Source organism: Pseudidiomarina taiwanensis (assembly GCF_003987435.1).
In the GTDB taxonomy this organism is placed as follows: domain Bacteria; phylum Pseudomonadota; class Gammaproteobacteria; order Enterobacterales; family Alteromonadaceae; genus Pseudidiomarina; species Pseudidiomarina taiwanensis.
Genome location: NZ_PIQG01000004.1, coordinates 152318 through 178540 on the forward strand (window position 1 = coordinate 152318; position 26223 = coordinate 178540).

24 protein-coding genes are annotated in these 26223 nt (G+C 43.4%); 13 read left to right on the forward strand and 11 right to left on the reverse strand.

Annotation, left to right across the window (positions count from 1 at the left end):
• Positions 1-38: 38 nt before the first annotated feature.
• The gene (locus tag CWI83_RS08750) at positions 39-257 is read left to right on the forward strand and encodes a hypothetical protein (RefSeq protein ID WP_126828167.1); all 219 of its coding nucleotides are present in this window, start codon (positions 39-41) and stop codon (positions 255-257) included.
• Positions 258-284: 27 nt separating this feature from the next.
• Here CWI83_RS08750 and CWI83_RS08755 read toward each other — a convergent pair whose 3' ends face one another.
• Together CWI83_RS08755 and CWI83_RS08760 are read right to left on the reverse strand one after the other, a co-directional pair.
• Positions 285-851: a recombinase family protein gene (locus CWI83_RS08755; protein ID WP_126828169.1), complete on the reverse strand. Its 567-nt coding sequence runs from the start codon at positions 849-851 to the stop codon at positions 285-287.
• Between the two features lie 265 nt (positions 852-1116).
• The gene (locus CWI83_RS08760; protein ID WP_126828171.1) at positions 1117-2037 is read right to left on the reverse strand and encodes a tetratricopeptide repeat protein; all 921 of its coding nucleotides are present in this window, start codon (positions 2035-2037) and stop codon (positions 1117-1119) included.
• 100 nt (positions 2038-2137) lie between these two features.
• Between CWI83_RS08760 and CWI83_RS08765 the strand changes: the two genes are divergently transcribed.
• Together CWI83_RS08765 and CWI83_RS08770 are read left to right on the forward strand one after the other, a co-directional pair.
• A complete protein-coding gene (locus CWI83_RS08765; RefSeq protein ID WP_126828173.1) occupies positions 2138-2404 on the forward strand; it encodes a hypothetical protein in 267 nt (88 codons plus the stop codon).
• Between the two features lie 370 nt (positions 2405-2774).
• Positions 2775-3131: a hypothetical protein gene (locus CWI83_RS08770; protein WP_126828175.1), complete on the forward strand. Its 357-nt coding sequence runs from the start codon at positions 2775-2777 to the stop codon at positions 3129-3131.
• Between the two features lie 182 nt (positions 3132-3313).
• On the opposite strand, the gene CWI83_RS08775 is transcribed toward CWI83_RS08770, so the two are convergent.
• From CWI83_RS08775 to CWI83_RS08800, 6 genes are all read right to left on the reverse strand, one after another.
• Entirely contained in the window at positions 3314-3496 is a 183-nt protein-coding gene (locus CWI83_RS08775; RefSeq protein ID WP_126828177.1) for a hypothetical protein, read from the reverse strand.
• 94 nt (positions 3497-3590) lie between these two features.
• Positions 3591-4127, reverse strand: a complete 537-nt coding sequence (locus CWI83_RS08780; protein WP_126828179.1) for a hypothetical protein — start codon at positions 4125-4127, stop codon at positions 3591-3593.
• Positions 4128-4339: 212 nt separating this feature from the next.
• On the reverse strand, positions 4340-4936 hold the full coding sequence (locus CWI83_RS08785) for a hypothetical protein (protein WP_126828181.1): 597 nt from the start codon (positions 4934-4936) through the stop codon (positions 4340-4342).
• Entirely contained in the window at positions 4929-8024 is a 3096-nt protein-coding gene (locus CWI83_RS08790; RefSeq protein ID WP_126828183.1) for a type I restriction endonuclease subunit R, read from the reverse strand. Before CWI83_RS08790 ends, CWI83_RS08785 begins: the two co-directional genes overlap by 8 nt.
• Positions 8024-9187, reverse strand: coding sequence for a restriction endonuclease subunit S (locus tag CWI83_RS08795; protein ID WP_126828185.1), 1164 nt, complete (start codon positions 9185-9187; stop codon positions 8024-8026). Before CWI83_RS08795 ends, CWI83_RS08790 begins: the two co-directional genes overlap by 1 nt.
• Entirely contained in the window at positions 9187-10734 is a 1548-nt protein-coding gene (locus CWI83_RS08800; protein ID WP_126828187.1) for a class I SAM-dependent DNA methyltransferase, read from the reverse strand. The genes CWI83_RS08795 and CWI83_RS08800 overlap by 1 nt, the downstream gene beginning before the upstream one ends.
• Positions 10735-10873: 139 nt before the next feature.
• On the opposite strand from CWI83_RS08800, the gene CWI83_RS08805 reads away from it, so the two are divergent.
• The 8 genes from CWI83_RS08805 (at position 10874) to CWI83_RS08840 (ending at position 19504) form a co-directional block, all read left to right on the forward strand.
• The gene (locus CWI83_RS08805; protein ID WP_126828189.1) at positions 10874-12514 is read left to right on the forward strand and encodes a recombinase family protein; all 1641 of its coding nucleotides are present in this window, start codon (positions 10874-10876) and stop codon (positions 12512-12514) included.
• 464 nt (positions 12515-12978) lie between these two features.
• The gene (locus tag CWI83_RS08810) at positions 12979-13788 is read left to right on the forward strand and encodes a TnsA endonuclease N-terminal domain-containing protein (protein ID WP_126828191.1); all 810 of its coding nucleotides are present in this window, start codon (positions 12979-12981) and stop codon (positions 13786-13788) included.
• Positions 13772-14455 carry a hypothetical protein gene (locus CWI83_RS08815; protein ID WP_126828193.1) on the forward strand — a complete coding sequence of 228 codons (684 nt, stop codon included), beginning with the start codon at positions 13772-13774 and terminating at the stop codon, positions 14453-14455. Before CWI83_RS08810 ends, CWI83_RS08815 begins: the two co-directional genes overlap by 17 nt.
• Positions 14456-14493: 38 nt before the next feature.
• Positions 14494-15581, forward strand: a protein-coding gene (locus tag CWI83_RS08820) for an IS3 family transposase (RefSeq protein WP_126828195.1) whose coding sequence is annotated in 2 segments (ribosomal slippage) — positions 14494-14755 and positions 14755-15581 — 1089 coding nt in all. Because the reading frame shifts where the segments join, the coding sequence is not laid out codon by codon here.
• 84 nt (positions 15582-15665) lie between these two features.
• Positions 15666-16142 (forward strand): anaerobic ribonucleoside-triphosphate reductase activating protein, encoded by a 477-nt coding sequence (gene nrdG, locus CWI83_RS08825; protein ID WP_026375786.1) that lies wholly within the window; start codon positions 15666-15668, stop codon positions 16140-16142.
• The gene (gene nrdD / locus CWI83_RS08830) at positions 16129-17913 is read left to right on the forward strand and encodes an anaerobic ribonucleoside-triphosphate reductase (protein ID WP_126828197.1); all 1785 of its coding nucleotides are present in this window, start codon (positions 16129-16131) and stop codon (positions 17911-17913) included. Before nrdG ends, nrdD begins: the two co-directional genes overlap by 14 nt.
• 121 nt (positions 17914-18034) lie before the next feature.
• Positions 18035-18427 carry a ribonucleotide reductase subunit alpha gene (locus CWI83_RS08835; RefSeq protein WP_126828199.1) on the forward strand — a complete coding sequence of 131 codons (393 nt, stop codon included), beginning with the start codon at positions 18035-18037 and terminating at the stop codon, positions 18425-18427.
• A gap of 60 nt (positions 18428-18487) precedes the next feature.
• Complete coding sequence (locus CWI83_RS08840; protein WP_126828201.1) at positions 18488-19504, forward strand: Acg family FMN-binding oxidoreductase; 1017 nt, start codon at positions 18488-18490, stop codon at positions 19502-19504.
• A gap of 13 nt (positions 19505-19517) precedes the next feature.
• Here CWI83_RS08840 and CWI83_RS08845 read toward each other — a convergent pair whose 3' ends face one another.
• The 3 genes from CWI83_RS08845 to CWI83_RS08855 form a co-directional block, all read right to left on the reverse strand.
• On the reverse strand, positions 19518-19943 hold the full coding sequence (locus CWI83_RS08845; RefSeq protein WP_198677277.1) for a hemerythrin domain-containing protein: 426 nt from the start codon (positions 19941-19943) through the stop codon (positions 19518-19520).
• A gap of 20 nt (positions 19944-19963) precedes the next feature.
• The gene (locus CWI83_RS08850; RefSeq protein WP_126828205.1) at positions 19964-21724 is read right to left on the reverse strand and encodes a bifunctional protein-serine/threonine kinase/phosphatase; all 1761 of its coding nucleotides are present in this window, start codon (positions 21722-21724) and stop codon (positions 19964-19966) included.
• Positions 21725-21791: 67 nt separating this feature from the next.
• The gene (locus CWI83_RS08855) at positions 21792-23258 is read right to left on the reverse strand and encodes a NarK family nitrate/nitrite MFS transporter (protein ID WP_126828207.1); all 1467 of its coding nucleotides are present in this window, start codon (positions 23256-23258) and stop codon (positions 21792-21794) included.
• Positions 23259-23788: 530 nt separating this feature from the next.
• Here CWI83_RS08855 and CWI83_RS08860 point away from each other — a divergent pair.
• Positions 23789-25009, forward strand: a complete 1221-nt coding sequence (locus tag CWI83_RS08860) for an MFS transporter (RefSeq protein ID WP_275540769.1) — start codon at positions 23789-23791, stop codon at positions 25007-25009.
• A gap of 5 nt (positions 25010-25014) precedes the next feature.
• Positions 25015-26217 carry an NnrS family protein gene (locus tag CWI83_RS08865; RefSeq protein ID WP_126828210.1) on the forward strand — a complete coding sequence of 401 codons (1203 nt, stop codon included), beginning with the start codon at positions 25015-25017 and terminating at the stop codon, positions 26215-26217.
• The last annotated feature ends 6 nt before the right edge of the window (positions 26218-26223 follow it).

Below are 26223 nucleotides of genomic sequence, written 5' to 3' on the forward strand. Positions count from 1 at the left end.
AACGCCTAACATTAAAAGACTTACCAAACGATCAGTTGATGAGACTAGAACTCATTGCGCGTTTATACAACCGTGGTTATAACTCTGTTGAAATTTCAAAAAAGTTGAACGATAGCGGAATCAGAACACCAACGGGTTTATGTTACACGCCTAAACTGGTTTGGGTGACTCAAAGCAAGTATCAAAAAAGAAAAGAGCGTGAATTAAAAACTTTAGTGTCTGTCGATCAAGATTATTTTTACATCAGACGTAATTAAATGTTTTTGCCAAAATACCTAAGGTGACTAACTAGATTTTTGCTCTGCGCTCGCTTTAACTCGAGTAACTGTTGATAGTGATCGACCAGTCATAGACGCGACCTTTCTCATTGAGTGACCTTCGGCAAGTAGTTTTAGGATTTCTTCCCTGTTAACAGTTGGTTTTCGCCCTTTAAATTTACCCTTCAATTTTGCTTTTGCTATTCCTTCGCGCTGTCGTTCTAACATCATTGACCGTTCAAACTGGTAAACGGAACCAAGCAAGGACAGTAAAAGTTCCTCGATTGGATTAGTTTTGTCCCCCGTAAACGTCAAGTTTTCTTTTATAAAGTGCAACTTAACCTTCTTTCCTGTGATTTCTCGAACTATTTCTAATAGGTGTTGAAGGTTTCGAGCGCAACGTGAGATATCGTGTATGAAAACTTCATCGCCTTCACGTATGTGTTCTAGTAATAATTCAAGTTGCTTTCGTTCTTTTGTGCTGCCCGATACGTAATCCACGAACTCTTTATCGAAGGTCATACCATCAAGTTGTCGATCAATATTTTGTGAGACAGTACTTACCCGTTTATAAGCAATTTTTTGACCAGTCATAGTTCACCTTGTATTCTTTTAACTCATAGAGTCAATAGTAACGCAGTATTCTTAATGGTCAACCGATTTAAATGACTACGATTTAGTGGGTTGTTGGGTCGTATTCTTTTGACCGTAGTCATAGGGAATAGATGAAGTACCAGAGATTACTATTTTTACTAGAAACGGGCATTACTGCCGGAGGTTCGACAAATCGGCGGTGAGATTCAATAACGAGTCGCAGTAAATTATTAAGACCAGGATGATCGTTGTTGAAAAGGGGTGCTTAACACCCCTTGTACTCTTTCGCAACGCACTCTCGAGCGAGTTTCTGCGCTTCGGCGAGTTGCTCTGGAGTCAGTTTTTTTGCAATTATATCTCTCGCTTCTGTACCATTTGTATTTCCGTTTGCAATAGAGATGTTAATCCACATGTGAGCATAGACGTAGTCCTCTAAAACACCTTTTCCAAGGTAATACATGATTCCGAGGCGAAGTTGAGCACTTTCGTCATTTTGTTCTGCTGCCAGCGTATACCACTTGACTGCTGTTTGATAATCTTGAACGACACCGAGTCCACGGTCATACATCAAACCAAGATTGAATTGAGCAAGAGGATTTCCTTTTTCTGCTGCCAACGTGTACCATTTTACTGCTGCCTTATAATCCTGAGTGACTCCTGCCCCATTTTGAAACATGGACGCAAGATTAACTTGGGCGCGAGGATTACCCTGCTCTGCTGCTAGCGTGTACCACTTCATTGCTTCTTTGTAATCCTGAGCAACCCCTTCCCCTTTGCGATACATCAAACCAAGATTGAATTGAGCAAGAGGGTTTCCTTTTTTTGCTGCTCGTATGAACCATTTAATTGCGGCGTTATAATCTTGAGTGACACCGAATCCTTCGGCATAAAAAACTCCTAGTTCGTATTCAGCATCAGCGTGACCTTGTTCCGCTGCGAGCATGTAATATTCGAACGCTACATTTAAATCTTGAGTAACGCCCATTCCCTCGGCATAAATTGCGCCAAGATAGAAATAAGCATTTTTATCACCGCTGTCTGCTGCCAAGTTGAACCACTTGATTCCTTCTTCATGTTGTCCGGATTTAAACGCTGAAAACCCTTTAACAATATACTCGTTAGCGGTGTCTGCGACTGCAATTGTGGATCCAAGGAACAGCAGCAAAACAACTAAAAACCTTTTCATAAATCACCATAGAACCGAGTCAGATATACTTCTAATATATCTGAATTGATACAAAAATAATACATCTAACCGGTTTTAAGCATTTCTAGAGGATTGCTTCATGCCGCAAGAAAATAGTGCGCAGTTCAAGGAGCAAGATAAACCACCAACTAAGTTAATAGTTTCATCAAAAAGACATTTCACAGCAAAAATAATGAGATCACGACAGACTGAGGTTTTAGGGTTAGTTGGTTTTTTACGAATAATCGTCTGCTTACACCTAACAAAAATAAATGCATTTATTTTTGACCCTTTATCGTCAAAATTTTTGGTTCAACTTTGCCAGGCGATTTGCTCTTCAAACGCAAAACGAGCGCAGTTGATGTAATCGCGTTCTTCGTCCGTCATCAGGTGAAGGTAAATGCTGCAGGAGCACAGTTGCTCGTAAAATTGAGTTGGTTTTTCGAGGTGCTTTTGTGCTTTTAAAGACTTTTCTAAGGCATTTAGTTTGCTTTGAATTTTTTCAGTCGTGCTCAATAGGAAATCCAGTCGAAATTGAATTAAACAACTGTTTTAAATGAGATTATTTTACTTTTTGTGTTTGTTATTATAATATTAAACTGTAGGTCCGGTGATATATAGAGGTCTATATTGCCTAGTAATCCCCTTCAATCATCATTGTTCCCTCAATCAATAACTACCACTTCGATGGTGAAACAACCCACCGACACCCGCCAATCAATCGTTAGGCAATCAACATGAAAAAAATTGAACAAGCAGAACGGGATGAGAGTTTAAAGCGTCTTCACCAGTTTTTAGTCAATCGTCCTTTTGGGGTGATAAAAAGTCAACGAAACACGAAAGTTGAAAGTGAAATTTTGCGTGCAGGATTCGGATGTTTGAGTTTAAAAAGTTTCAGTGAAGCAGAGGAGCACCATGGTTACTTAGTGATAGATTCAGAGGGCAATAAGGATGCGCGGTTGAGAGCGTTTTTGCGGCGACAGGGTGAAGTGTCTGAAACGAGTTTGGAAGAATTTTTATTGAATTGTAAGGGTGCTTGTTACACAGCAAAAGGTTTTTCAGTCGACAAGACAGTTTGTTTTAAGGGTTTGTAAAACGTCAATGTGGTCGAACATCCTTGTCCTAATAATGACGTTTAATAATTGCATTACACAACCTGATGGGTTCAGATTGCCTTCAAAAAGTAACATAAGACCTCAGAAGATTCATAGTGACCCATTTCTGACTTTTTTGTGAGACTTTGCTTACGTTAATCGTTGTTGTAACGTCTTAACGACTAACGATCCACTTCAAGAATCAAAATCGAAAGGTCTTTATTCAACAGTAATTTCTCAAGTGACTTAATGAAATCTTGTTTGTTACCTCGATTTAAATCCCATACTTCAATTTGAGACTTTCTATAACCTTGAAGGTGTTTTATCACTCGTTGTTTAGTTTGTTTTTCGTTGTTAGAAGTCATTAGTTGATCCTTAATTTATTGTTAGACACACTTAAAAACTAAAGCAGCACGACTGCTTTAGTTTGCCTACATCGCTCAGTTCACAAGGGCATTATTACCGACAAGTGGTTTGTTCTAATCGACGGTTTGGTAAGTGGCAATTACTCAGATCAATGGCGTCAAGAACACCATCAGTCTTCGTTCTATTTTTAAGTAAGTATGATATCCAACCAGAGTCGTTTATTGCTCGCACATCAATATTTCTATAACCGAATTGCGTTGACGTCCAATACTCTTGGATTAAAACAGTAAATTCGTCTAGGGATAGGTGCTGTGGTTTTTCAAGTATTAAGTGAGCATGAAAACGAGTGAGTTCATCATGTTCAAATACAGGAACTGAAATTAGTCGATGATTGAATCGTCGAAACCGCTTACCAAGGATACGTTGATTCAATATGTTCAAAAAATGACGTAAATTCTGCTCCGCCTTTTCGCGGTCTAATCTAACGAATGCAGCGCCAGCAGATTCACTGATTTTAATACCTTGTTTGAAGGTTAATGTCACAGCGACTAAGTCTTGTTGATGAGCGGTTAGACTCTCATTTAACCAGTTAAAAACTTCGGTTTTGAGGTTAACCGTATCGATATTCATGATGCATAAATACTCCTTTTTGGTGTTCAGGAGTATTTATAAGACTTAGATCACGAAAATTGCGATGCTATACAACTTTTTGCGTTTTTATATACAACTTTTTCCGGCGCTTTTCCGGTGCATTTCGGCGTCAATACAAAGGTGGAATATTTCACCTATTAGAAGTATGTGAAGGTCGATTTGGTAAAGGGTATATTTGACGTGTTTGTTGACTAGTCAACTCTTCTACCTTCGCCTAACCATTCCCAGAACTCTTCGGGCATCATTTCTTCAACCATCTTTAGACTGCGAGTGTTGACGGTTGAATGACAACCTATTAATGGAACAATTAAAAACTTATCAGGAACAATCCAGTCAACTCTTAGATAACGTTTTCCTGTTCTCCTTGACTCTTCAAGTAATCTTACTTTTCCATGTCCAGATAACATCATGGTTTCGCCAAATTTCTCACGTTTCTTAGTAACGATAATATCCCCCACTTGAATATCATAAAACCGTTTCATTTGAACTGGGTCTGATACCCAGTCAAACTCACAAATACCATCTGCATACCACAATTCATCTTGTCTATTTTCTAATGTTGCACCGGGACAGAATCCCATAAACACGTATTCTTGTTGTAGTGGAGGAACTTCGATTGATTTGTATGCGTAAATTATTCGTTTTGCTCTTTCAACGTCGATATTTTTTTTTAATCTCTTCGTTGCATTGTCATAAACTTGCTTCCTATCTGTTCGACTAAACTCACCCTTCACCATTTTCTGTATTATGGGGTCTGGATCATTAATAAGATCATCATAATCAATCATACAAAACGTCCTCTGAAATCACTTCTGCTTGTCTAAGAACAGTCTCAATAGCATATTTTTGTTGGTCTGGCGGATATTTGTATTTTTTGAGTAGTGTTCTAATGATTATTCTCAACCTTGCTCTAACACTATCCTTTACTGCCCAGTCTACAGTTAAGTTTGCTCTTAATTTTTTCGAGACTTCACGTGCCATCTCGACTAACACTTCTTCGCCCATTAACTCTGATGCTGAATCATTTTGAGCAAGAGCATCGTAAAATGCTTCTTCTTCAACACTCAAGTTATGACGTTCTCGCCTCAATAAATCTTCTTGAAACTGTTTTGCCATCGCAATCAGTTCTTCTATGACTTGTGCTGCTTCGACTGCTCTGTTGGCATATTTGCCAAGTGATTTTTCTAGTAACTCACTAAATTTATGTTGTTTGACAACATTAGTCTTAAACTTGGTTTTCACCTCTTCCTTGATAAGTCGTTGAAGTAGTTCCACCGCAAGGTTCTTATGAGGCATCTTCATAACTTCTCTGAGAAAGTCATCAGAAAGGATAGAGATATCGGGTGACTCTAGACCTGCAAGTTTGAATACGTCCGCCACACCCTCGCCTACGACTGCCTGTGAGACCAATTGACGCAGTTCGTAATCAACATTCTTCTTCGGTCTGTCTGGATTACCACCTTTGATCAGCGGTGCACGAATCGCTTGATGGAAGGCGACTTCCGGAGAGAGTTCAAGTGCTTCGTCTAACGTCCCACAGAGTGCGAATGCCTTGGTCATCTGCAGAACGGTATCGGCATATCTACGCTTACCGTCTTCTTGTTCAAGCACGTGATCTAGACACTCAGGAATTAGTTGCAGTGCTTTCGTTCTAAACTCACTCCAATCCAAGGGATGTAAAAGGTCTCGTGCAACCTGAATCTTCTCCTTGAGTATTCGTAGCGCCTCACTGGAATCGATTGTGGGTCTACCTTTCCCTTGTGCGGCACTGTAGGTAGCAAGTGCTTCCTTGAGTTGCGGTGCGATACCGATGTAATCGACCACCAATCCGCCGGGTTTGTCCTTGAAGACACGATTCACTCTAGCGATTGCTTGAGCAAGGTTTGCGCCCTGCATCGGTTTGTCGATGTACATAGTGGCGAGACAAGGTGCATCGAACCCCGTTAACCACATGTCCCTGACGATGACGATCTTCAACGGGTCTTCTGGATCTTTGAACCGTTTCTCTAGGTCTTTCTTCTGTGCTTTGTTGGTGTGATGGGGTTGGAGATACGCCTTGTCTGATGCTGATGCAGTCATCACCACCTTGATGGCACCTGACATGTGGTCATCTGAGTGCCACTCAGGTCGAATCTCAACAATCTTGTCGTACAGACGAACACAGATGTCCCGTGACATCGTGACGATCATCGCTTTACCCAACTGGGTTTCGTTGCGTTTTTCGTAGTGGGTGATTAGGTCTTCGGCAACCTCTTGAAGACGGGCATCGGTACCGACAATCGCCTCTAGCGCAGACCACTGACTTTTCGCTTTTTCCTTCTCTCGTTCGTCTGCAGTCTCATCATCAAGGATGGTCTCTACTTCCTCATCCACATTGGGAAGAACTGACTGATCTAGGTTTATCTTGGCGAGACGAGACTCGTAATAGATCGGGACAGTCGCACCGTCTTCCACTGCTTGCTGTATGTCATAAACCGAAACGTATTCACCAAAGACTGCTTGTGTGTCCCTGTCGTCCTGAGAGATAGGTGTTCCGGTAAATGCTAGGAAGGTAGCGTTAGGTAGACCATCTCTGAGTGATTTGGCGAGACCGTACTTGATGGTTCCACTCTCACTGTCGATCTTTGCCTTGAACCCGTACTGAGTCCGATGCGCTTCGTCTGCAATTACCACGATGTTGTGGCGATCTGTCAGTACAGGGAACTTGTCCTCGTCTGCATCCAGTCCGAACTTCTGAATGGTGGTGAAGATGATTCCGCCCGAGGGACGGTTCATCAGATGTTCTCTTAACTCAGCACGAGAATTTGCTTGCTTCGGTGTCTCACCTAGAAGATCGCCTGCACCCGCAAAGACGCCAAACAACTGACCATCTAGGTCTTGTCTGTCGGTCACCATTACTAGGGTAGGGTTCTCAAGGCGAGGTTCAGCGATCAGGCGACCTGCCAGACACGCCATTTCGATAGATTTACCTGCCCCTTGCGTGTGCCATACCACCCCGCCTTTCTTCGTGCCTGAGACGCCTGAGGCGTTCACAACACTCTCTACCGCTGCTTGCACTGCATGGAACTGGTGGTAACCCGCAATCTTCTTTATGACGGTCTTATCGTCCTCAAAGATGCAGAAGTAGCGCAGGTAACTGAGGAAGACCTCTTTGTTAAACAGTCCCTTGATCAGTGTCTCCAGTTCACGGTGCTGACCCAATGGGTCTACCTCTACTCCATCAATTGTTCTCCACCGCATGAACCGTTCTTCATTGGCAGACAGCGACCCCAGACGTGCATAGATACCGTCTGAGATGACCAGACAGGTGTTGTAGTTGAAGAGGTCTGGGATGTCGTTCTTGTAGGTCTGTAACTGGTTGTATGCTGCCCAGATGTCTGCGTGTTCATCAGCGGCATTCTTGAGTTCGATCACGGACAACGGAAGACCGTTGAGGAAGACCAACACATCAGGTCTACGGTTCTGTTTTTGACCGTGGATAGTGAACTGATTCACCACCAACCAATCGTTGTTCTCAGGGTTTTCAAAGTCGATGACCACTAGTTGCTTGCCAACGGTCTCGTTACCTTCCTGATAGGTGACCTTTACCCCCTTGGTTAACCACGAATGCACCTGACGATTGCACGACATGAGAGCAGGGATGTTGGGGTTCATCAGTTGAGATAGCGCAGTTTCTATCGCTGACTTAGGAATATCTGGATTCATGCGGGTCAGCGCAGAGAGGAGTCGATCTTTGAGAACTACAGATCGGTAATCCGTGCGCTCCGGTGTCTCACCATCAACCGCAATGTCATATCCACAGACATACTGGTAACCGAGGTCTTTAAACCAATCGATACTTTGTAGTTCGACCTGATCTTCGGTTACCAACGCCATTAGATACCCGCCTCTTCAAGAAACTTCTCTGCGTCAGGGATGCGGAGTTCACCGGAGATGAGTTTGGGCAGGAGTGTGTCTCTCAGTTCAGCGAGGACTTCAATCTCCGCATTTGCAGTGGATTGGCGATTTTTGATCAGGTCAAAAAGTCCTTTGTACTCTTGCAAGAGACTGTCCGAGGGTGCGACCAAATTTAGATTTTTGATGTCCTTGCCGGTCACCAGTGGTTGTGTTGATCCAACATTAAGAGCGGTCAGATCAACTGACTGCAGAACGTAGAAGACCAGCGGTGAGTAGACACCCGCATCGCAAATGAGGATTGAGTTATCTGAAACCCAACAATCGTCTGTTAGATAGAAAACTTTCCCGAGTGTTCCCACCCTGCCAGTGATGATCGCCGGTTTGGTGAAGTTAAGCGGTTCACTACAGAATGCCATCGGTCCGGCACCGCCATAAACGGCATATTGGCATGTCTCACTTTGGACGCTTTCCTTTTCCGGTGGTCTTTTACCACTGGTAACCTTGGCAACATCTTCAATGGTTTTTACTTCCCACCCTTTCGGAATCTCCCCTATCTCTGAATCCACCAACTCATCAGGAAACAGATCACTGATTTCAGGGGGAAGACCTATGGGGCGACCCTTTGCCTTCGCTCGCACAGGGTCAAAATCCACAAACCATGATTTGAAGATTGCCTTGGCGATCTCCTCGAGGGTTTGATTCATCTTTTGGTTGAGTTCGATCTTATCGTCTAGGGTGCCAAGGATGTGGGCGATTGCTTTTTGGTCAGCAAAACTTCGTTCGGGTACCTCAAGGGATTTAAGACTTGTTTGATTGATCAGGGGTTGTCCTGAACCACCTCTCAACGAATGCAAATCCCTCGTCAACAATAAGTAGTAACAGTAGCGAGCATCAGCACCAGTCTTTGCAGTGCCTTTGATTGCATTATCAGTAACCCAACATTGTTCTGGACTGTAATGCACCGAACCACAGTAAGACCCGACACGACCTATGATTATTGTTCCAGCGGGATTATTGAATTCATCGCAGTGACCAATAACTCCGTTGGAACCAAACACATTGAAGGTTCCACCTCCTTCATCGGCAGGGCGCTTCTTCCCGTTTCCAAAGTTAAGGTAAGTGTCAACAGGAACTAAGCGCACTACACATCCTCAAACATAGATAGGTTTGAAACAATCTCTTGGTCTAACTTCGAAGACGCATCCTGCAGAGCATGCAGTGACTCAGATAATTTTTTAATCTTTTGCGTAAACGCCTCTGTGTCCATCGATGTTTCTTCTGCTCCTACATACCTACCGGGCGTCAGAATAAAACTATTCTTTTCAATCTCTTCCAGAGACGCTGACTTACAGAATCCTGCTACGTCCTCGTAATCTTCCCCCGTCTTCCACGATTGCACGGTCTCTTGAATCCTTGCAATGTCCTCATCGGTAAACACCTTGAGAACACGGGTTTCCATGGTTCCCAACTGACGGGCATCAATGAAGAGAGTCTCGCCTCTGCGGTCTCTTCCGTTCATGGTCTTGTCGTTTGTGAGGAACCACAGACACACAGGAATTTGCGTGTTCAAGAACAACTGACCGGGCAGTGCGACCATGACCTCAACTACGTCCCCTCGCACCATTGCTTCTCTTATCTGACCTTCACCACCGGTGTTAGAACTCATCGAACCGTTAGCGAGGACAACCCCTGCCTGACCGCCCGGGCGCAACTTCCACAACATGTGCTGTAACCATGCGTAGTTCGCATTACCTATTGGGGGTCTGCCGAACTGCCAACGAGGGTCACTCTCGTATTTCTCGCCACCCCAGTCAGAGATGTTGAAGGGTGGATTCGCCATGATGTAGTCGAACTTCACATCCGGAAACTGGTCACGGGCAAAGGTATCTGCAGGTTCTTTACCCAAGTCAGCGGCAAAACCACGAATCGCTAGGTTCATCGCCGCTAACCGCCATGTGGTGGGGTTACTTTCTTGTCCATATATAGAAATGTCATCCACACGACCACCGTGCGCTTTTACAAATTCCTCACTTTGAACGAACATTCCGCCTGAACCACAACATGGATCGTACACTCGTCCAGAGTGAGGCGAGAGCACTGCGACTAGAGTTTTTACAACATGGGAAGGCGTGTAGAACTGTCCACCTTTTTTACCTTCGGCAGATGCGAATTGACCCAAGAAGTATTCATAAACTTCACCAAGTAAGTCTGAAGAGTCGTATTTATCAGCAAAACCAATCGTAGAAATGAGGTCGATTAATTCACCCAAAACGCCCTGTCCCAATTGTGCCCGACCAAAACGTTTGTCCAACTTTCCACGTAACGAGGGGTTCTCGTTTTCAATCGCGGTCATGGCACCATCAATTAGAGAACCTATGTCAGGTTGTTTTGCCTTTGACCGCAATGTTTCCCATCGCGCCTGTTGAGGAACCCAGAAAACGTTATCTTGCGTGTAATAATCACGCTCTTCGAGTTCTTCAGCATATTCAGTGGGGTCTTCACTTATAAAGTAGTCGGAGGATGGATCGCTCAGCGTTTTCTCGACTTTATCCTGCTGTTTTACGAACGTGTCTGAAATGTACTTGAGGAAAATCAAACCCAGAACGATGTGCTTGTACTCAGCAGCATCCATTTGTGCCCTGAGTTTATCTGCTGCTTTCCATAGCGTTTGCTTAAAGTCTTTTGACATTACTCATTACTCTATCCAAATGATTTTACAATTTATCAAACTATTTTAGGAATTCCTACTGGGTGTTTGTTGTAGACTGATTTTTATCTGGCGAAATCTATACCATTTAACTTTCTGAGAGTTGCTTTATACTATCCTAATGAAAAATACCCTGCATATTTACACTCGCGTTTCCACAACCTCTCAGGAAGAGGAAGGCACATCATTAGAAACTCAACTGGAGTTCGGAATTAAGTGCGCGCAAAAATTGGGTGTGGACTACAAGGTTTGGAACGAAGGCGCACGTTCATCTTCCAAAGATGATTTGAGTAATAGACCTGTTCTTAGTGAATTGCTACAGCAAGTTGATGAAGGCATTGTTCAGCACCTTTATGTGTGGAATACCGATCGCCTGTCGAGAAACATCAATACTTGGGGAATGATCCGATTTAAGTTGATAGAGAATGAAGTTACTCTTCACACTCCAACCGGCAAGCAGATTTTATCAGACCCACAAACCAATTTGATGCTGGGGATTTTAAGCGAAATCTCTCAGTATGATAACCAGTTGAGAATGGAGCGGTTTCGTCTCGGCAAATTAAAGCGTATTCGTCAAGGGAACTGGATGGGTGGACCGCCCCCTTATGGTTACATGATTGAAAATCACAAACTCATACCGAATGAAGATGAACGCCTATGGGTAAAGTTTATCTATGAAAATTACCGAGATGGAGCATCGATTGACGAGATAAGAACAAAATTACTTCAAAATGGCGTTGAAACGCGTCGGGGTAATGCCGTTTGGTCCCATGGGTCAATCGATAAATTACTGACTAACACGCACTATGAGGGGTATTACAATTACACCGACAAAAAATCTGGTGAGACGATACGAGTTTTATGCCCCAGTCTACTTGAAGCACCATTGGTTAAGGCGGTTCGTGAGTTACGCGAAAAACGTTCTTATGGGAAGTTAGGAAACAAAAGAGCAAAAACAAGTAATCAGAAATATACATACTTACTTTCGGGACTTTTGTATTGCGGTCATTGTGGTGCGCGTTATGGCGGCAACTATAAGACGAAACAGACGTCATATTACTCCTGTCTTCAAAAAACCAATAAATTCAAAACGAAGTTCACAGATCGCCATGTAATTTGCGGTTCAAATAGAAACATTAGAATTGATAGAACTGATGAGGTTGTATGGGAAACTGTCGTATCAGTTCTTTCCAATTCACATCAATTTAAAGAAGACATAAAAACTCAAGTTTTAGGGCAAAGATCGCACAAAAAGTCATCGTTAGAACTGAAAAAAATTGAGGTCAGAAAGAAAAAACTTCAAAAGGAATTGAAAGACGTAGTTGAAGCAATCGTAAATTTTGAAAGTTTAGTTTTGCTCGGCAAAAGGAATAAAACAGAAACCGCAGGAATCATCAAAAGACTAGAACAACACCGTCTTGACCTAGAGGCAGAACTTAAAGAAATCGCCCAATCGTCAATCGAAGAACAAAAACAAAAGCAGTGGGCGGACTGGGTGAAGGAATTTGCCAAACAAATTGATAAATTTAGAGACCCTAATTTCTCGCTAGAAGATCGCAAAAAATTACTAGAGGGAATAGTCAGTAAAATAGTTGTGACTAACAACGACTTACGAGAGCACGAATTACTGATCGAGTTTAGGTTACCATATGTTGATGATAGATTCGTGTATACGGACCCAATGGATAAATCGAAGGGATACACTATAAAAAAAGGTCGAGTAACCAAAAGATTGCGAGCGAACTTATTAAAAAAATCATAGGGTTAAAGCAAAACCAATCCAATTATATAGCGAAATTTACTCCAAAACAGTGGAATAATCTGTAGTGGCAGACTAAACCCGAATGTGAATTAGGAATAAAGTCGATGACTCAGGAATAAAGTCGGTGACTTAGGAATAAAGTTAGTGACTTAGGAATAAAGTCGGTGACCGACTTATTAAGTCGCCGGCTAAACAAGGTTAACTATATTACCGACCTATAAAGGACAACGTAGTGAGAGAAATACATCAGGGCCAAAGCGGCTCTTGTGGTGCATGTTCTGAACACTACTGTTTTTTAGGTTTTCCGTAGAAGCTGAAAATGGACAATTTCTTGACAAAAAAAAACTAAGATCGTATTAATAATATTGTCTGGCATAGAGCAATGCCTGAAATCACCTCTTACTGCTGTAGTCCACACGGCAGTTAAGGGTGAATTTTGGATAGTATGCTCATGGTAGACAAGAATGACTTCAAAACACTCCGCAAATCTTCTCGACAAATACAATCTTTGGTCAGCGCAATCTGAAGCTAGTTATGAACCTTGGTTGAAAGTTCACGATGTGTCATCCAAAGGTGTATCTTCTATTGTTCTTGGTCGAACAACCGGTAGAAATCATCATTTTCTTTCATTGATTGAACTATCAGCGTTCCTCTTACTTGATTGGAATGAGGACGTAATTGATATAAAAGAGCAGTTTGCTCTGGATCCCATACAATCGAATCTTCTTGCTGACGAAACAGGCATCAAGCACCCCGCAGTACGAGGTAAATTGATTGTCATGACAACCGATTTATTGATCAAGTTGCGTAAGCAGAGCATGTTGATCGCTATTCAAATCAAACCGAGTGAACAACTTGACGACCCGCGAGTTATTGAGAAACTCGAACTTGAAAGACGCTATTGGGCGAGAAAAAAAGTTACCTTCCTTATATTAACTGAGAAGGATATTCCCAAGTCTGTTGTTGAAAACGTTCAATGGTTACAACCGATGTTAGCTGAGTCACTAACCACTTCGGAACTTGAACACAAGTTACAGCTATACAGGCATATCGCTACCCAATGCTTGGTAACAATGCCTATAAGAATGCTTTCACAACAAATTGATACTGCATATGACTTGCCTATGGGGGAATCCCTGAAAGATCTTCGGAAGCTCGTTGCACACAGATATATCAGCGTAGATCTTGCACATCCATTCTATGAATTGACGGTAAAAGACATTTTAGATGGCAGTGACACATCGCGAGGACAAGTGTATGCAATTACTCGTTAACGAAGTATTCAGATTTCAAGGCAGATCACTGCGGGTGCTTCATACGGCTGATGGTGTTGCTACCTGCATTGATATAGACCTTGATAAGAAAAGTTTTCCTTTCAGGATTATGTATTCACAAATCGAAGAGGCTTTTTTTGATGAGACTGCAATGAGAATAAAAGACCCTTTTCTTCTGGGGCTGCATGGTATTAAAGAAGAACATATTAAGGTTGCGAGAAACCGATATGAAAATATCGAGCCCTTACTTGGTGAAGAAGGCCTGTTTTACAAAAGTGAACGTTTTAAAATTATTGAACGTTGCTCAGAACAGACAGGCATCCATAAGCATAGTCTGTATAAATGGCTTATATTGTACTGGCAGCGAGGAATGTCTTTGTATGCGTTGCTACCTAATTTTCAACATTGTGGCGGGAAAGGGAAACCCAGAGAAACGAGCGTTAAGAAAGGTAGAACGAGGAAAAATGCTCCTGGACAAGCCCCCGTCGTGACGGATGAAATAAAGCGCATTTTTCGGCGAGTAACTGATAAGTACATACTGACTAACAAGAAATATACACTAGCCTATGCGGCCCGAAGAGTTCAATCAATTTTTCTACAGTTGAACCCCAACACTCCAGAAGAAGAGCTGCCTTGTAATCCCCCCGAAAAATCGGAGCAGTTATAAGTAGAAAATTCCGTTAAACTAAAACGAAGGAGTTTTCTATGCGCAAATCACGATACACAGACAGTCAGATCTTAGCGATTCTGAAACAAAACGAGAACGGTGTACCCGTTCCGGAGCTTTGCCGTGAACACGGCATGAGCTCGGCTCAATTTTATAAATGGCGCGCCAAGTTTGGCGGCATGGACGCATCCATGATGAAACGCCTTAAAGAGCTTGAAGATGAGAATAAACGCCTCAAGAAAATGTATGCCGAAGAGCGACTCAAGGCTGAGATCCGCAAGGAAGCCCTTGAGGGAAAGCTGTAAAGCCATCTCAGCGCAAAGAGATGGCGCAAGCTGCCATTCAACGTCATGGTATTAGCGTTCGTTTTGCCTGTGTTTGTATGGGTATTAGCGAGAGCTGTTACCACTACCAAAGCAAACTCAGCGATGAAAACGCTGTGATTGCTGACTGGTTGCTGCGCTTAACCACCGCGCACAAGCGCTGGGGTTTTGGTTTATGCTTTTTGCACTTGCGTAACGTGAAAGGGTTTCCATGGAACCACAAACGCGTGTATCGCATTTACCGAGAGCTAGAGCTGAACTTACGAATTAAACCTAAGCGTCGCCTGCGACGCGACAAACCGGACGCTTTAAGCGTACCAACAGCAATGAATCAAGTTTGGTCAATGGATTTTATGTCCGACAGCTTGGCTGATGGGCGTCTACTTCGAACATTTAACGTTATTGATGATTACAACCGCGAAGGGTTAACCATTGAAGTTGATTTATCATTGCCAAGTGCTCGCGTTATTCGTGCATTAGAGCAAGTCATTGAATGGCGAGGAAAACCTGCGGCGATTCGCTGCGACAATGGCCCAGAATATTTGTCAAGCGAGCTGATTAACTGGGCTGAAAAACATCAAATTACGATGCTCTACATTCAACCAGGTAAACCGACTCAGAATGCCTATGTTGAACGATTTAATCGAACAGTTCGTCATGAATGGCTCGATTTACACCTGTTCGATAGCGTTGAGCATGCACAAGAACTTGCCACTCAGTGGCTTTGGCTTTATAACAACGAGCGGCCTAACACCGCCATCGGAGGCATTCCGCCCAAACAATTAACGCAAGCGGTTCATTAATTCTACGAATAACTGCTGCTTAAAATGGGGGGATTACACCTGCGTGTATAAAAATACACTATATATTGTTCTGGGGACTTTCAAATGCAGCCCCTTTTTAACTCACTGGAACCTCAAGTTCTCTTCCAGGAAGTGCCTGATGAAGTGTCACTCGGTTTTACGATAACCGGTTGTAAACTGCGTTGTGAACGCTGCCATAGCCAAGATATCTGGGACAGCAATTTGGGAGCGCCGCTTACCAATGAACTGTTTGCTACTTACTTAGATAAATATGAGGGTTTCATAACGTGCGTGCTCTTTTTTGGTGGTGAATGGCATGCAGAGGCGCTAAGAGAAAAACTCCTTATAGCTAGGCAAACCCAGCTGAAGACCTGTCTCTACACCGGACTCCCTAGAGTATCTCCAAAAATCCAAGAGTTATTGTCATTCCTGAAAACCGGTAAGTGGGTATTTTCACTTGGCGGACTCGACTCTCCGTCGACCAATCAAAAACTAATAAACGTCTATACAGGCGAATCACTAAACCACAAATTTTGGGAGAATACGTGTGCTAACACTTGATGATAAACATATAAAACAAAAACTGCAGTTTATCGATAGTTATTTAAATGCTGAAACAGCTGCTGATGGCGCGAAGTTGGACGCTAACGCGAATGTGACAAACAAAAACATTGCCACACTCGAAGCAGAACTAATGAAAGACTATTTTATTCAGGTAAACCGAGCACTGGTGAGTAATAAGATTAAGGAACTGTTTGGTCAAGAACTAGCCCTTGAGTACCAGCGGCAAATCGAGTCACATGAGATCTATGTGCATGATGAAACCAGCCTAAAGCCATATTGCACCTCAATAACAATGTACCCATTTCTCCTAAATGGGTTGACTGAACTTGGTGGTGAATCCAGAGCTCCTCAACACATAGAGTCTTTCTGCGGTAGTTTTGTTAACTTGGTTTTTGCTATCAGCGCGCAATTTGCAGGTGCCATCGCCACTGTCGAGTTCTTGATTTACTTCGATCATTTTGCGCGTCGAGATTATGGTGAAAATTATCTCAGTACACATGCCAAAGAAGTAGCAAACCATCTACAGCATGTAGTTTATGCGCTCAACCAACCTGCGGCTGCGCGCGGCTACCAGAGCGTGTTTTGGAACATATCGCTGTATGACAAATTCTACTTTGACTCGATGTTTGGTGAGTTTGTATTTCCTGACATGAGCAAACCCGAATGGAAGAATATTGAATCGCTTCAGGCTTTTTTTCTGGATTGGTTTAACAATGAACGTAAGCGGGCAGTACTCACGTTCCCTGTGGTGACAGCGGCAATGCTGACAAAGAACGGGGCAGTCAAAGATGTCAATTTCGCAGCGACATGCGCTAAAGCGATGAGTGAAGGTAACTCATTTTTTGTTTACCAATCTGAGAGTGCCGATTCATTAGCCTCTTGTTGCCGATTGCGCAACGAGATCACCGACAATACGTTTTCATATAGCTTAGGTGCAGGCGGCGTATCGACAGGCTCCATTAATGTCATCACCATAAATATGAACCGATTAATTCAGGATGGCAGAGATTTAAGCAGTGAAGTTCAGAAGATACACAAGTATCAAGTCGCTTATCGTCGACTCATCGAGGAGTATAAAGCAGCTGGAGCATTGCCTGTTTATGACGCAGGCTTCATTAGCCTGGATAAGCAATTTTTAACGCTGGGAGTCAACGGACTAGCAGAAGCTGCTGAGTTTTTAGGTATTGAAGTCGGTAATAATCGGAAATACAAAGATTTTGTTAGGGCGCAATTGCAAGTCATTTACGAACAAAACCGGACTGCATCAAAGCATTTCAACTGTCAGTTCAATACTGAATTTGTGCCTGCTGAAAACTTAGGCGTCAAAAACGCCAAATGGGATAAACAAGATGGATACGTTGTTAACAGAGACTGCTACAACAGTTATCTGTATCTTGTAGAGAATACGAGTACCACCCATATTGACAAGTTTATCCTGCATGGCAAGGAACTAAATCAATACCTTGATGGTGGTTCAGCACTTCACCTCAATCTTGAGGAAACATTAACCTATAAAAACGCATTAAATCTTCTAAATATCGCGGCGAAAGCAGGTTGTAACTATTTTTGCGTTAACGTAAAAATTACGATCTGCAATACCTGTGAAACTATTGATAAACGCACTTTACCTGCTTGTCCATCGTGTGGCTCTGAAGATATCGATCATGGAACTCGCGTAATTGGATACTTAAAACGTGTCTCTGCTTTTTCTAAAGGTCGGAGGAATGAGCATGCCCTTCGACACTACCACACTCACACTCGGGGTTAGAAGTAAGCTGGTGTAGTGTTTTTTACCTAATAAGGGGTAGTTCAATACCCCTTGTGCACAATGGTATTGAGGGAAAACGATGTGTACGCTTAAGTTAGCAATTTCTTAGGAACCTTTTGTTATGTCTGGTATGTTTTCCGACCTTCTATCTAAAGCACAAGAGCAAAGCGAAAAGCAGCGTTTGTTATTCTTGTTCGCAAAAACTGACGAGACAAATAAAAGCAAAAAACGAGAGGATAAAAAGGGTTCTATTGAGCCTAAAATGGTAGTTGATAAATTGCCAGATGAGTTATCTGAATTTTCTGCTTTAGTGAAGGAAGCGGACAGCATAAATAAGGATTGGGATTTTGTGTTTATCGCCAGCCTTGGGGGGGATGCAAACACTCCTCCCACTACAGAGGCTGCAGAACCCTATCTAAACAAAATGACTAACGATGTGATGACAGGTAACAATATTTTTCGCTACGTGGTGTTTGACAGGAACGAAAACCCGATAGAAATCACTGCCAATTAGTAAAAGGGAAAACCTAGCTCCTACGAGCTATACTTTTAACTATTCTGACGGCTAAAACCCATGGTCGCTAACGTACGAGAAATTAAAGATGGCTTGTTCCCATTTAATGGTGACGAGCTACATCAGCTCACGTTTTTATTGAATTATGCGATCCTGGCTCCATCTCATTATAACGCCCAACCTTGGCGCTTCCGGCTATCCGACAGCGGATTGGATATTATTCTAGACAAACATAGAGTGTCCCGGTTTGTCGACCCTCATTCTCGCGAGGCAATTATCAGTTGTGGCGCAGCGATAGGCATGATCGAAGTTGCTGCTCACTATTTTGGCTCTTCGGTCAACATAAATTATGAAAATACGACTGACAGAGACTTGCTGGCGCATATCAACCTAACTGGAACCTACGATCCGATTGAAAATGACATTGCATGGTTTCATGCTATCAAACACAGGCAAACGAACCGTAAGTATTTTGATGATACTGAACCACCCAACCAAGCAATCGAAAGTGTTCAGGGCTACGCTAATGCTCTTGATGTACAACTGTCACTAGCAAGAGATATCGGCGCGATTGTCAAGTTTTCAGATTTGGTCGAAAGAGCAGTGAAGCGTCAGTTTGCTAGGCCCTGGTTTCGATTTGAGTTCACTTCTTGGCAGCGGTCTATGCTGAGCTTAAAACCAGATGGATTAACTGGGCATGGTTTTTATCATACTTCATTGCCAAATCTATTGTCTAAACCGATGTTGAACTGGTTCAATTGGGGCAGCAGCATTGGCAAGTACAACGTCGATAAGTGCCGTCACGGAAGTCCGACGTTTGCAGTGATTGCCACCGCCAATGATAATAGAACCGACTGGTTGAATACCGGCCGAATATTAACGATTTTCTTGCTTGAGCTTGCCCATCAAGGCTTGTCCGTGTCTTACATCAATCAAGCGATTCAGGAGAAAGACCTCAGAAAACAGCTTCCACCGATTTTTCAATCAATGCTATATCCACAACTTATACTGAGAGTAGGTAAAGCATCACCAGTGCAGTTTACGCCTCGGCGATCTGTTGAGCAAACACTGCTGTGAGAGTATGGCCTACTTACATTTCCAAAAATAGCGTAAGCAACTGTTCATCAGTTAGTGACCGGTCACATTGAACGTAAAGCACTTGTTCCTCTTTTTCGTTGTGCAGCAGAAGCAGTTCTAACAGGGCATTTTCCAGTGCTTCTGAATGGTCGTCATTTTTTAAGCCTTCACCAATTTCCTCCAGTATTGCTTCAATTTGATCGTGCTCTTGGCGCATCACCATTGTTGGGCCAGCACCTTTTAAACCGTTGGCTTTTTCAAACATGGGAAACAGCAATTCTTCTTCCCAGCGAATGTGTCGTTTTAACCCTTCACTAAACTTATCGAACAGCAAGACAGCCTTGTAGCGCTGGTTTTGTTTGTTTTCCCGGTACATGCGAAACAGAAAATCAAGTCGTTCGTGATCAACACTAAAAAATTGGGTTACCAGATTTTGCATTACTGTCGACTCCATAGCAGTTATCCTGTGGTCGAAAACAAAATGACAACCAGTATCAGCATGGCAACCCAAAAGGCCGACATCATCTGCCAAAAAAGCAAACCTTTGCTGTTATCGATTGCGGGATCATCTTTTAAAAATTCGGGGTTAGGCCGAGTGACATCATCGACAAAGTCTTGTAGACGTTTGTAACGTTTTGGTATGTCAAGCGTCACACCTTTTTCCAATGCACGGTCAAACCATAACGGAATGATGGGGTTGTGGTCAGTGGCGCTAATATACCGAAGCTTGTCAAAGTCATGGCTATTCACGTATTGCTCTATCTTTTCGCCATAGGGCAGTTCGCCGGTAAACAATTCGTAGGTGATAGTGGCTAGCGCATAAATGTCGCCTTGAATGCCTGTATTTCTGCCTTGTAAGTAATAAGGGTCAGAATAGGTAGCCGTACCCAGTGCGCCAAGATGCTCAATGGGGATAAAAATCTCAGCGATACCTGCGACAAAGACAGATCCAAAATCAATCACCTTAATCTTCATTGCATCATCAACAATAATGTTGGCGGGTTTAAGATCCTGGTGAATCGTTTCTGTGTTATGAAAAGCTTTAAGCGCAGCAGCGATTTGTTTGACTAACGTGATAGCCTTCTTGGGAGAGGGTAACGGGTGGTCGATCATCCATTTATCAAGTGAAATACCTGGAACATACTCCATCAGGTAATACAAACAGGTTCTTGGTCGATTCTGGGTTATGATCTTAACCACATATTCGCTGTTTATACGTTTCCCTATCCACTCTTCCTGAATAAAGCGGTCAATGTAATGCACGTCATCCTGAAAGTTGAGCGACGGCGTTTTCATCACCATTTGCTCATCAGTTTCCAAGTCAGTGACGAGATAAACCTGACTGCGACTGCTGGCAAACAAAGCCTGATCAATTCGGTAACCATCCAGTTTCATTCCGGGTTCAAGATCGGGAGGGAACGGCAGTCGAGTTAATTTGGTATTAAAATCATCACGACTTTCAGCGGGCAGTTTTTCGACTTTAGCAATCGCGCAGCTGATATTATCGTCGCTGTTGGCCATTTTGGCTTCAGCCACTATGCGCTCACACTGTTTCTGAGGTTCGCGTTTTTCACTCAGGAACTCAGTCAGTTTCTCCTCATCGATAAAATCGTGAACCCCGTCAGTTGTCAGAAGAAAAACATCTCCTTCTTCTAAAACCGATTTCCCGTAATCAACTTGTAAGACGTTGTCCATTCCCACGGCTCTGGCGAGAATGTTTTTGCCACCACCGATGTTGATTGAATGATCACGCGTCAATTGCGTGATAGCACCCTCCCGATAGCGGTAGATCCTGGAATCGCCGGCGTGGAAGAAGTGGGCGGTTCTCGATTTGAGCACAAGACCACTAAATGTGCATAGATAGCCTTTTTCCTGGTGAGTGAACTCGTGACTTTGCTTGAATAGGTTTAAATTAATCGTAGTTAGTGTTTTTTGGCCTGCTTGTTTCGCTGACCACGTATCAGGCGTGCGGAAATATTCTTCGATAAAATGTTTTACCGCGTAGTCACTAGCCTCTCTGCCCGCTTCAGCACTGCTAACACCGTCAGCAATGACAACGGCTGTGCCCTTTGATGACAAGGCGTGTCGGTCAGTCGGAGTATGCACAGCGACGGCATCTTCGTTGACCGGCTTAACGCCTGCAACTGAAGCACAACCCGTAGCCACAACAAGCGTTGCGTCGTTTGTGATGTTGTCTTTTTCAGTGTGCTCTGATTGCATTGAATTAGTCTAAGTTAGTGAAAAAGGCATCCCTGTTTTAGAGATGCCTTTTTCTGACGCATTATTATTAACTTACATCGATCATATGAACGGTGCCATCTTCAGCAATCTCTGCGATTTGACCGCGTGGTTCATCCATAAATATTAGCGTGAATAAACCAACCAATGCAGTTGCCGCAATGACGTAGAAAAACGTACTGTAATCGACAAAAGAAAGCACTGTTAAGAATGTCACTGCACCAACATTACCGTAAGCACCTGTCATACCGGCAATTTGCCCAGTCATTCTGCGCTTAATCAGCGGAACTACTGCAAATACTGCACCTTCACCAGATTGCACAAAGAATGAACATCCCATAGCAATGACGACTGCTAGCCATAGTGGCCATGTGCCATCGACTAAGCCCATTAGGGCATACCCAGCTGCCAGTCCTGCGGTTAATATCATCAGCGTGGATTTACGGCCAAATTTGTCAGATATCCAACCGCCTGCGGGGCGTGACATCAGATTCATAAAGGCGTAGGCACCTGCTACCAGACCAGCTAAAACTGGGTCAAGACTGAATGTTTCAGCGAAGAAAAGTGGCAACATTGAAACTACGGCAAGCTCTGAACCAAAATTAGTAAAATAGAGAATATCCAACACAGCCACTTGTTTGAAATTGTAGCGGTGTAACTCTGGTACCTCTTTGCTGAAGATCTCTTTGTTGACCTGCCAGACTTTATAAACTTCAAGCAAATACAAAACAAACAATCCAACATAAATCGAGTTCACAATGGTTTGGCTAAGAATGTCCACACCACTTGGAGAAAGTTTCCAGGCCAGCAGGGCAATGGCTGCATACATAGGCACTTTCATCAGCAGAAGTAAGAAGAAGTCACCTTTAGACGTCACTTCCATCGCGCCCAAATTTTTGGGTTTAAAGTATGTTGAACCTTTTGGTGTATTGGTCACATTTGCGTAGTAAACAAAAGCAAAAACCAAGCTAATTACACCTGTTAAGCCAATCGCATATCGCCATCCATCTTCACCGCCGAATAACACGGCGACGGTTGGTAAGGTAAATGCAGCTGCGGCAGAACCAAAATTACCCCAACCACCATAAATACCTTCTGCAGTACCCAGCTCGTTGTGGGGGAACCACTCAGACACCATTCTGATGCCAATGACGAAGCCAGCACCTATGAAACCAAGTAAGAAGCGCGCAATCGCAGCCTGTACAAAGCTATCTGCGAAAGCAAACATGAAACAGGGTATAGAACAGATGGCCAACAAAGCCGAGTAAACTAACCTCGGCCCGTATTTGTCTGTCAACATACCGATAATCACTCGGGCCGGTATGGTTAGCGCTACGTTCAGAATGAGTAAAGTCTTAACCTGATCTGTCGTTAGCCCTAAAGTCTCTTTTACCGCTTGGAGTAGCGGCGCAAAGTTGAACCAAACCAGAAAGCTAATAAAGAACGCCATCCAAGACAGATGGAGTATTTTCATCTTGCCAGTAAATTTAAAAATATTGAATTTTTCAGTTGTCATGGGAATCTCCACATGGATTTGTTATCTGCGACTAATTATTAGCTCTCTGGGCTCGTGGTCTTTGACCTGAATCAATAAAAAATAGCCAGTAATTACAATGCTTTACGGATACCTATTAGGTGGTATTCGGTGATGCTTAAGGTGGCAAATTTTGTCACCTTTATACCGTTAACTTGATCAGCAATAACTCGTTTGCCCTTATTACAAGCGTAAATGAAGCCGCTTTTATTCCTATTGCATCTAGGCGGTAAGTTTGAAGTTTTTGTGGGTAGGTAAACTTCCAAAAGTTGCTAACACATTTTTTGTTTCTAGGTAGGGTTAACTTAATAAAAACAGTAGGTTGAAGGCTTTTAGCAACTACCTACTTAGAGGTAATTAGTGGTTCATACGATAGTTGTGCAAACGTCCCCGTTTATAGAGTTGCCGCCTTGTGAGCGCTATAGTGAATACTGGTTTTAGATTTATCGGGTAGGTTTTTGACGGCTTCACACTCCAGGCAGGCGACGCGAGCTTTAGTATTGGCAACGCTCGTGTTTGCTATCAACTTCTCAGTTTGGACGCTTTATGCAGTAATGAGCGTTGAATTGAAACAGGTGCTTGAATTATCCAGTACTCAGGTTGGTATTCTGCTTTCGGCACCCATCATCACAGGCGCGTTGTTAAGGTTGCCCGCGGGTATTTTGTGTGAGCGATACTCGCCAAAGATGATACTGATCCTGCAGATGCTCATTACCGTGCCACCTTTAGTTTTGTTACCCAGTATCGATAGTTTTTCTGGCTACGTGATCGTTGGGTTACTGATTGGAATCTCAGGTGTCTCTTTTAGCATCGGTATTCGCTATCTCACGGATTGGTTTGACAGTAAAGAGCAAGGTACGGCAATGGGAGTATTCGGTGCAGGTAACGCTGGAGCAGCATTAAGCCTTATTATTGTGCCCTATATACGCGATGTTTGGAATTGGAATACCATTGGGCCAACCTATAGTGCGATGGTTTTGATCACCTGTTTTGCATTTTGGTTAGCCGCTCCATCACCGCCGAAATTCAAGCAGCAGAATAAACAAAAACCGCTGGCGTTTTTTGTTAAGCCATTGGCTCACGCACGAGTCTGGAGATTTGGGCTGTACTACTATTTTGTTTTTGGCAGTTTTTTAGCGCTGTTGCTATGGCTGCCACAGTACTACGTGAATGCGTACGCCTTGCCTTTCAACCAGGCAATGGCACTGACATTACTGTTCGTCATCAGCTCCAGCATGGCGCGTGCTGCCGGAGGATGGTTTGCCGACCGATTCGGTGCACGGAATGTCAATTGGGGGGTGTTCTGGATTTGTTTAGTGTGTCTTTTCTTTTTGAGTTATCCACCAACGACCATGACAATCCATGGCGTAGACAGAGATGTAGAGCTTTACATTGAACTGAATGTTTGGGTATTTACCGTTTTGCTCTTGTTGATTGGATTAGCACAAGGGTTTGGACGTGCAAGCGTGTATAAGATCATTAACGACTATTATCCGGAACAAATGGGCAGTGTCGGCGGCATGGTCGCCATGCTCGGCGCATTGGGAGGTTGCACGCTCCCTATTATTTTTGGGCTGGCGGTCGACATCGCCGGTGTCTACAGTGCGTGTTTTATGATTCTCTACGGCTTATTAGCGGTCTGTATGCTTTTAATGCATTTGGCCATAAAGCGCGAACGTTATAAAAGCCGAGTGTTAGAAGCCCAGCAACATAATTTTCTCGAACAGGATTAACAGGCATGTTAAACATCGTGGATAATCAACAGGAGCAAAAAATTGCACCCTTACTTCGTTTAGGGTTTCGGCCGTTTTTTTTATTTGGCAGTCTTTTCGCAACCTTATCCATGGCATTGTGGTTGCTGACCTTAAAGGGCGTTGTTTCGATAGAGCCACTTAACGGTATGCTTTGGTGGCATAGCCATGAAATGCTGTTTGGCTTCACGGCAGCGATAATTGCAGGCTTTTTGCTCACTGCTGTCCAAACCTGGACGAATATCCCAAGTATCAAGGGAGGGCAACTGCTGCTGTTGGTTTGCTTATGGTTTCTGGCACGGCTGTTGATACTGTCTGGCTCGACGTCGGCGCTGCCATTGGCAATGATTGCCGACTTGATGTTCTTACCGTTAACAGCATTTTTTGTTGGTCAACGAGTGGTCAAAATACGCCAGTATCGAAATCTGATTTTTATTCCCGTACTAGTACTCATGTCGGTGATGAACCTTTTTACCTATCTACCCAGCTTAGGTTTTGATGCAGCTTGGCAGTCTCGCGGTATGCAGGGTATGACGTTGTTAGTCACCTTTCTTGTGGCTTTTTTAGGCGGCAGAGTCATTCCGATGTTTACCGCAAATGGTACAAAAACGACCAAAGTATTACCTATAAAGTGGTTGGAAATGTCAGCCTTAGCCAGTCTTGTGTTTGTGTTGGTTTTATTGCTGCTCAAAGATGTTGCTGATATTACGATGTTGACGGCCATTGTATGCCTGACAGCAGCGGTGCTTCATACAATACGCCAGTGGAGGTGGCGAATCTGGGTCACGTTAAATGTGCCATTAGTGTGGTCTTTGCATTTTACTATGCTGTTTATCCCGATTGGCTTAGGCTTGCTAAGCCTGCATTTCTTTGGTGCGAGTATTACTTTAAGCACCGCAATCCACAGCTTAACCGTTGGCGTTATCGGTGGAATGATTTTAGCCATGATGTCTCGCGTTTCACTTGGGCATACCGGCAGGATGTTACACGTTGGAAAGCTAATGAGCTTCGCTTTTTTTGCTGTTGTGATAAGTGCGATAGTGCGGTCTATTGCAGTAGCGATATGGCCACAGTGGTCGATCCAATTTTGGGTATTTGCAGGTTGTCTATGGTGTGTAGCATTCGGTTTGTTTTTCTTCAAATACTTGCCTGTACTGTCGGCACCCAGAGTAGACGGCAGGCCAGGGTAACTGTGC

What these genes read in the sequence shown, in the direction of transcription:
- nrdG (WP_026375786.1), top strand. Translation starts at nt 15,666, where the DNA reads ATGCAGCCCCTTTTTAACTCACTGGAACCTCAAGTTCTCTTCCAGGAA.
- CWI83_RS08815 (WP_126828193.1), top strand. Translation starts at nt 13,772, where the DNA reads ATGCAATTACTCGTTAACGAAGTATTCAGATTTCAAGGCAGATCACTG.
- CWI83_RS08780 (WP_126828179.1), bottom strand. Translation starts at nt 4,127, where the DNA reads ATGAATATCGATACGGTTAACCTCAAAACCGAAGTTTTTAACTGGTTA.
- CWI83_RS08750 (WP_126828167.1), top strand. Translation starts at nt 39, where the DNA reads ATGAGACTAGAACTCATTGCGCGTTTATACAACCGTGGTTATAACTCT.
- CWI83_RS08865 (WP_126828210.1), top strand. Translation starts at nt 25,015, where the DNA reads ATGTTAAACATCGTGGATAATCAACAGGAGCAAAAAATTGCACCCTTA.
- CWI83_RS08840 (WP_126828201.1), top strand. Translation starts at nt 18,488, where the DNA reads ATGGTCGCTAACGTACGAGAAATTAAAGATGGCTTGTTCCCATTTAAT.
- CWI83_RS08855 (WP_126828207.1), bottom strand. Translation starts at nt 23,258, where the DNA reads ATGACAACTGAAAAATTCAATATTTTTAAATTTACTGGCAAGATGAAA.
- CWI83_RS08765 (WP_126828173.1), top strand. Translation starts at nt 2,138, where the DNA reads ATGCCGCAAGAAAATAGTGCGCAGTTCAAGGAGCAAGATAAACCACCA.
- CWI83_RS08800 (WP_126828187.1), bottom strand. Translation starts at nt 10,734, where the DNA reads ATGTCAAAAGACTTTAAGCAAACGCTATGGAAAGCAGCAGATAAACTC.
- CWI83_RS08810 (WP_126828191.1), top strand. Translation starts at nt 12,979, where the DNA reads ATGACTTCAAAACACTCCGCAAATCTTCTCGACAAATACAATCTTTGG.
- CWI83_RS08845 (WP_198677277.1), bottom strand. Translation starts at nt 19,943, where the DNA reads ATGCAAAATCTGGTAACCCAATTTTTTAGTGTTGATCACGAACGACTT.
- CWI83_RS08775 (WP_126828177.1), bottom strand. Translation starts at nt 3,496, where the DNA reads ATGACTTCTAACAACGAAAAACAAACTAAACAACGAGTGATAAAACAC.
- CWI83_RS08755 (WP_126828169.1), bottom strand. Translation starts at nt 851, where the DNA reads ATGACTGGTCAAAAAATTGCTTATAAACGGGTAAGTACTGTCTCACAA.
- CWI83_RS08805 (WP_126828189.1), top strand. Translation starts at nt 10,874, where the DNA reads ATGAAAAATACCCTGCATATTTACACTCGCGTTTCCACAACCTCTCAG.
- CWI83_RS08790 (WP_126828183.1), bottom strand. Translation starts at nt 8,024, where the DNA reads ATGGCGTTGGTAACCGAAGATCAGGTCGAACTACAAAGTATCGATTGG.
- CWI83_RS08835 (WP_126828199.1), top strand. Translation starts at nt 18,035, where the DNA reads ATGTCTGGTATGTTTTCCGACCTTCTATCTAAAGCACAAGAGCAAAGC.
- CWI83_RS08760 (WP_126828171.1), bottom strand. Translation starts at nt 2,037, where the DNA reads ATGAAAAGGTTTTTAGTTGTTTTGCTGCTGTTCCTTGGATCCACAATT.
- CWI83_RS08785 (WP_126828181.1), bottom strand. Translation starts at nt 4,936, where the DNA reads ATGATTGATTATGATGATCTTATTAATGATCCAGACCCCATAATACAG.
- CWI83_RS08850 (WP_126828205.1), bottom strand. Translation starts at nt 21,724, where the DNA reads ATGCAATCAGAGCACACTGAAAAAGACAACATCACAAACGACGCAACG.
- CWI83_RS08770 (WP_126828175.1), top strand. Translation starts at nt 2,775, where the DNA reads ATGAAAAAAATTGAACAAGCAGAACGGGATGAGAGTTTAAAGCGTCTT.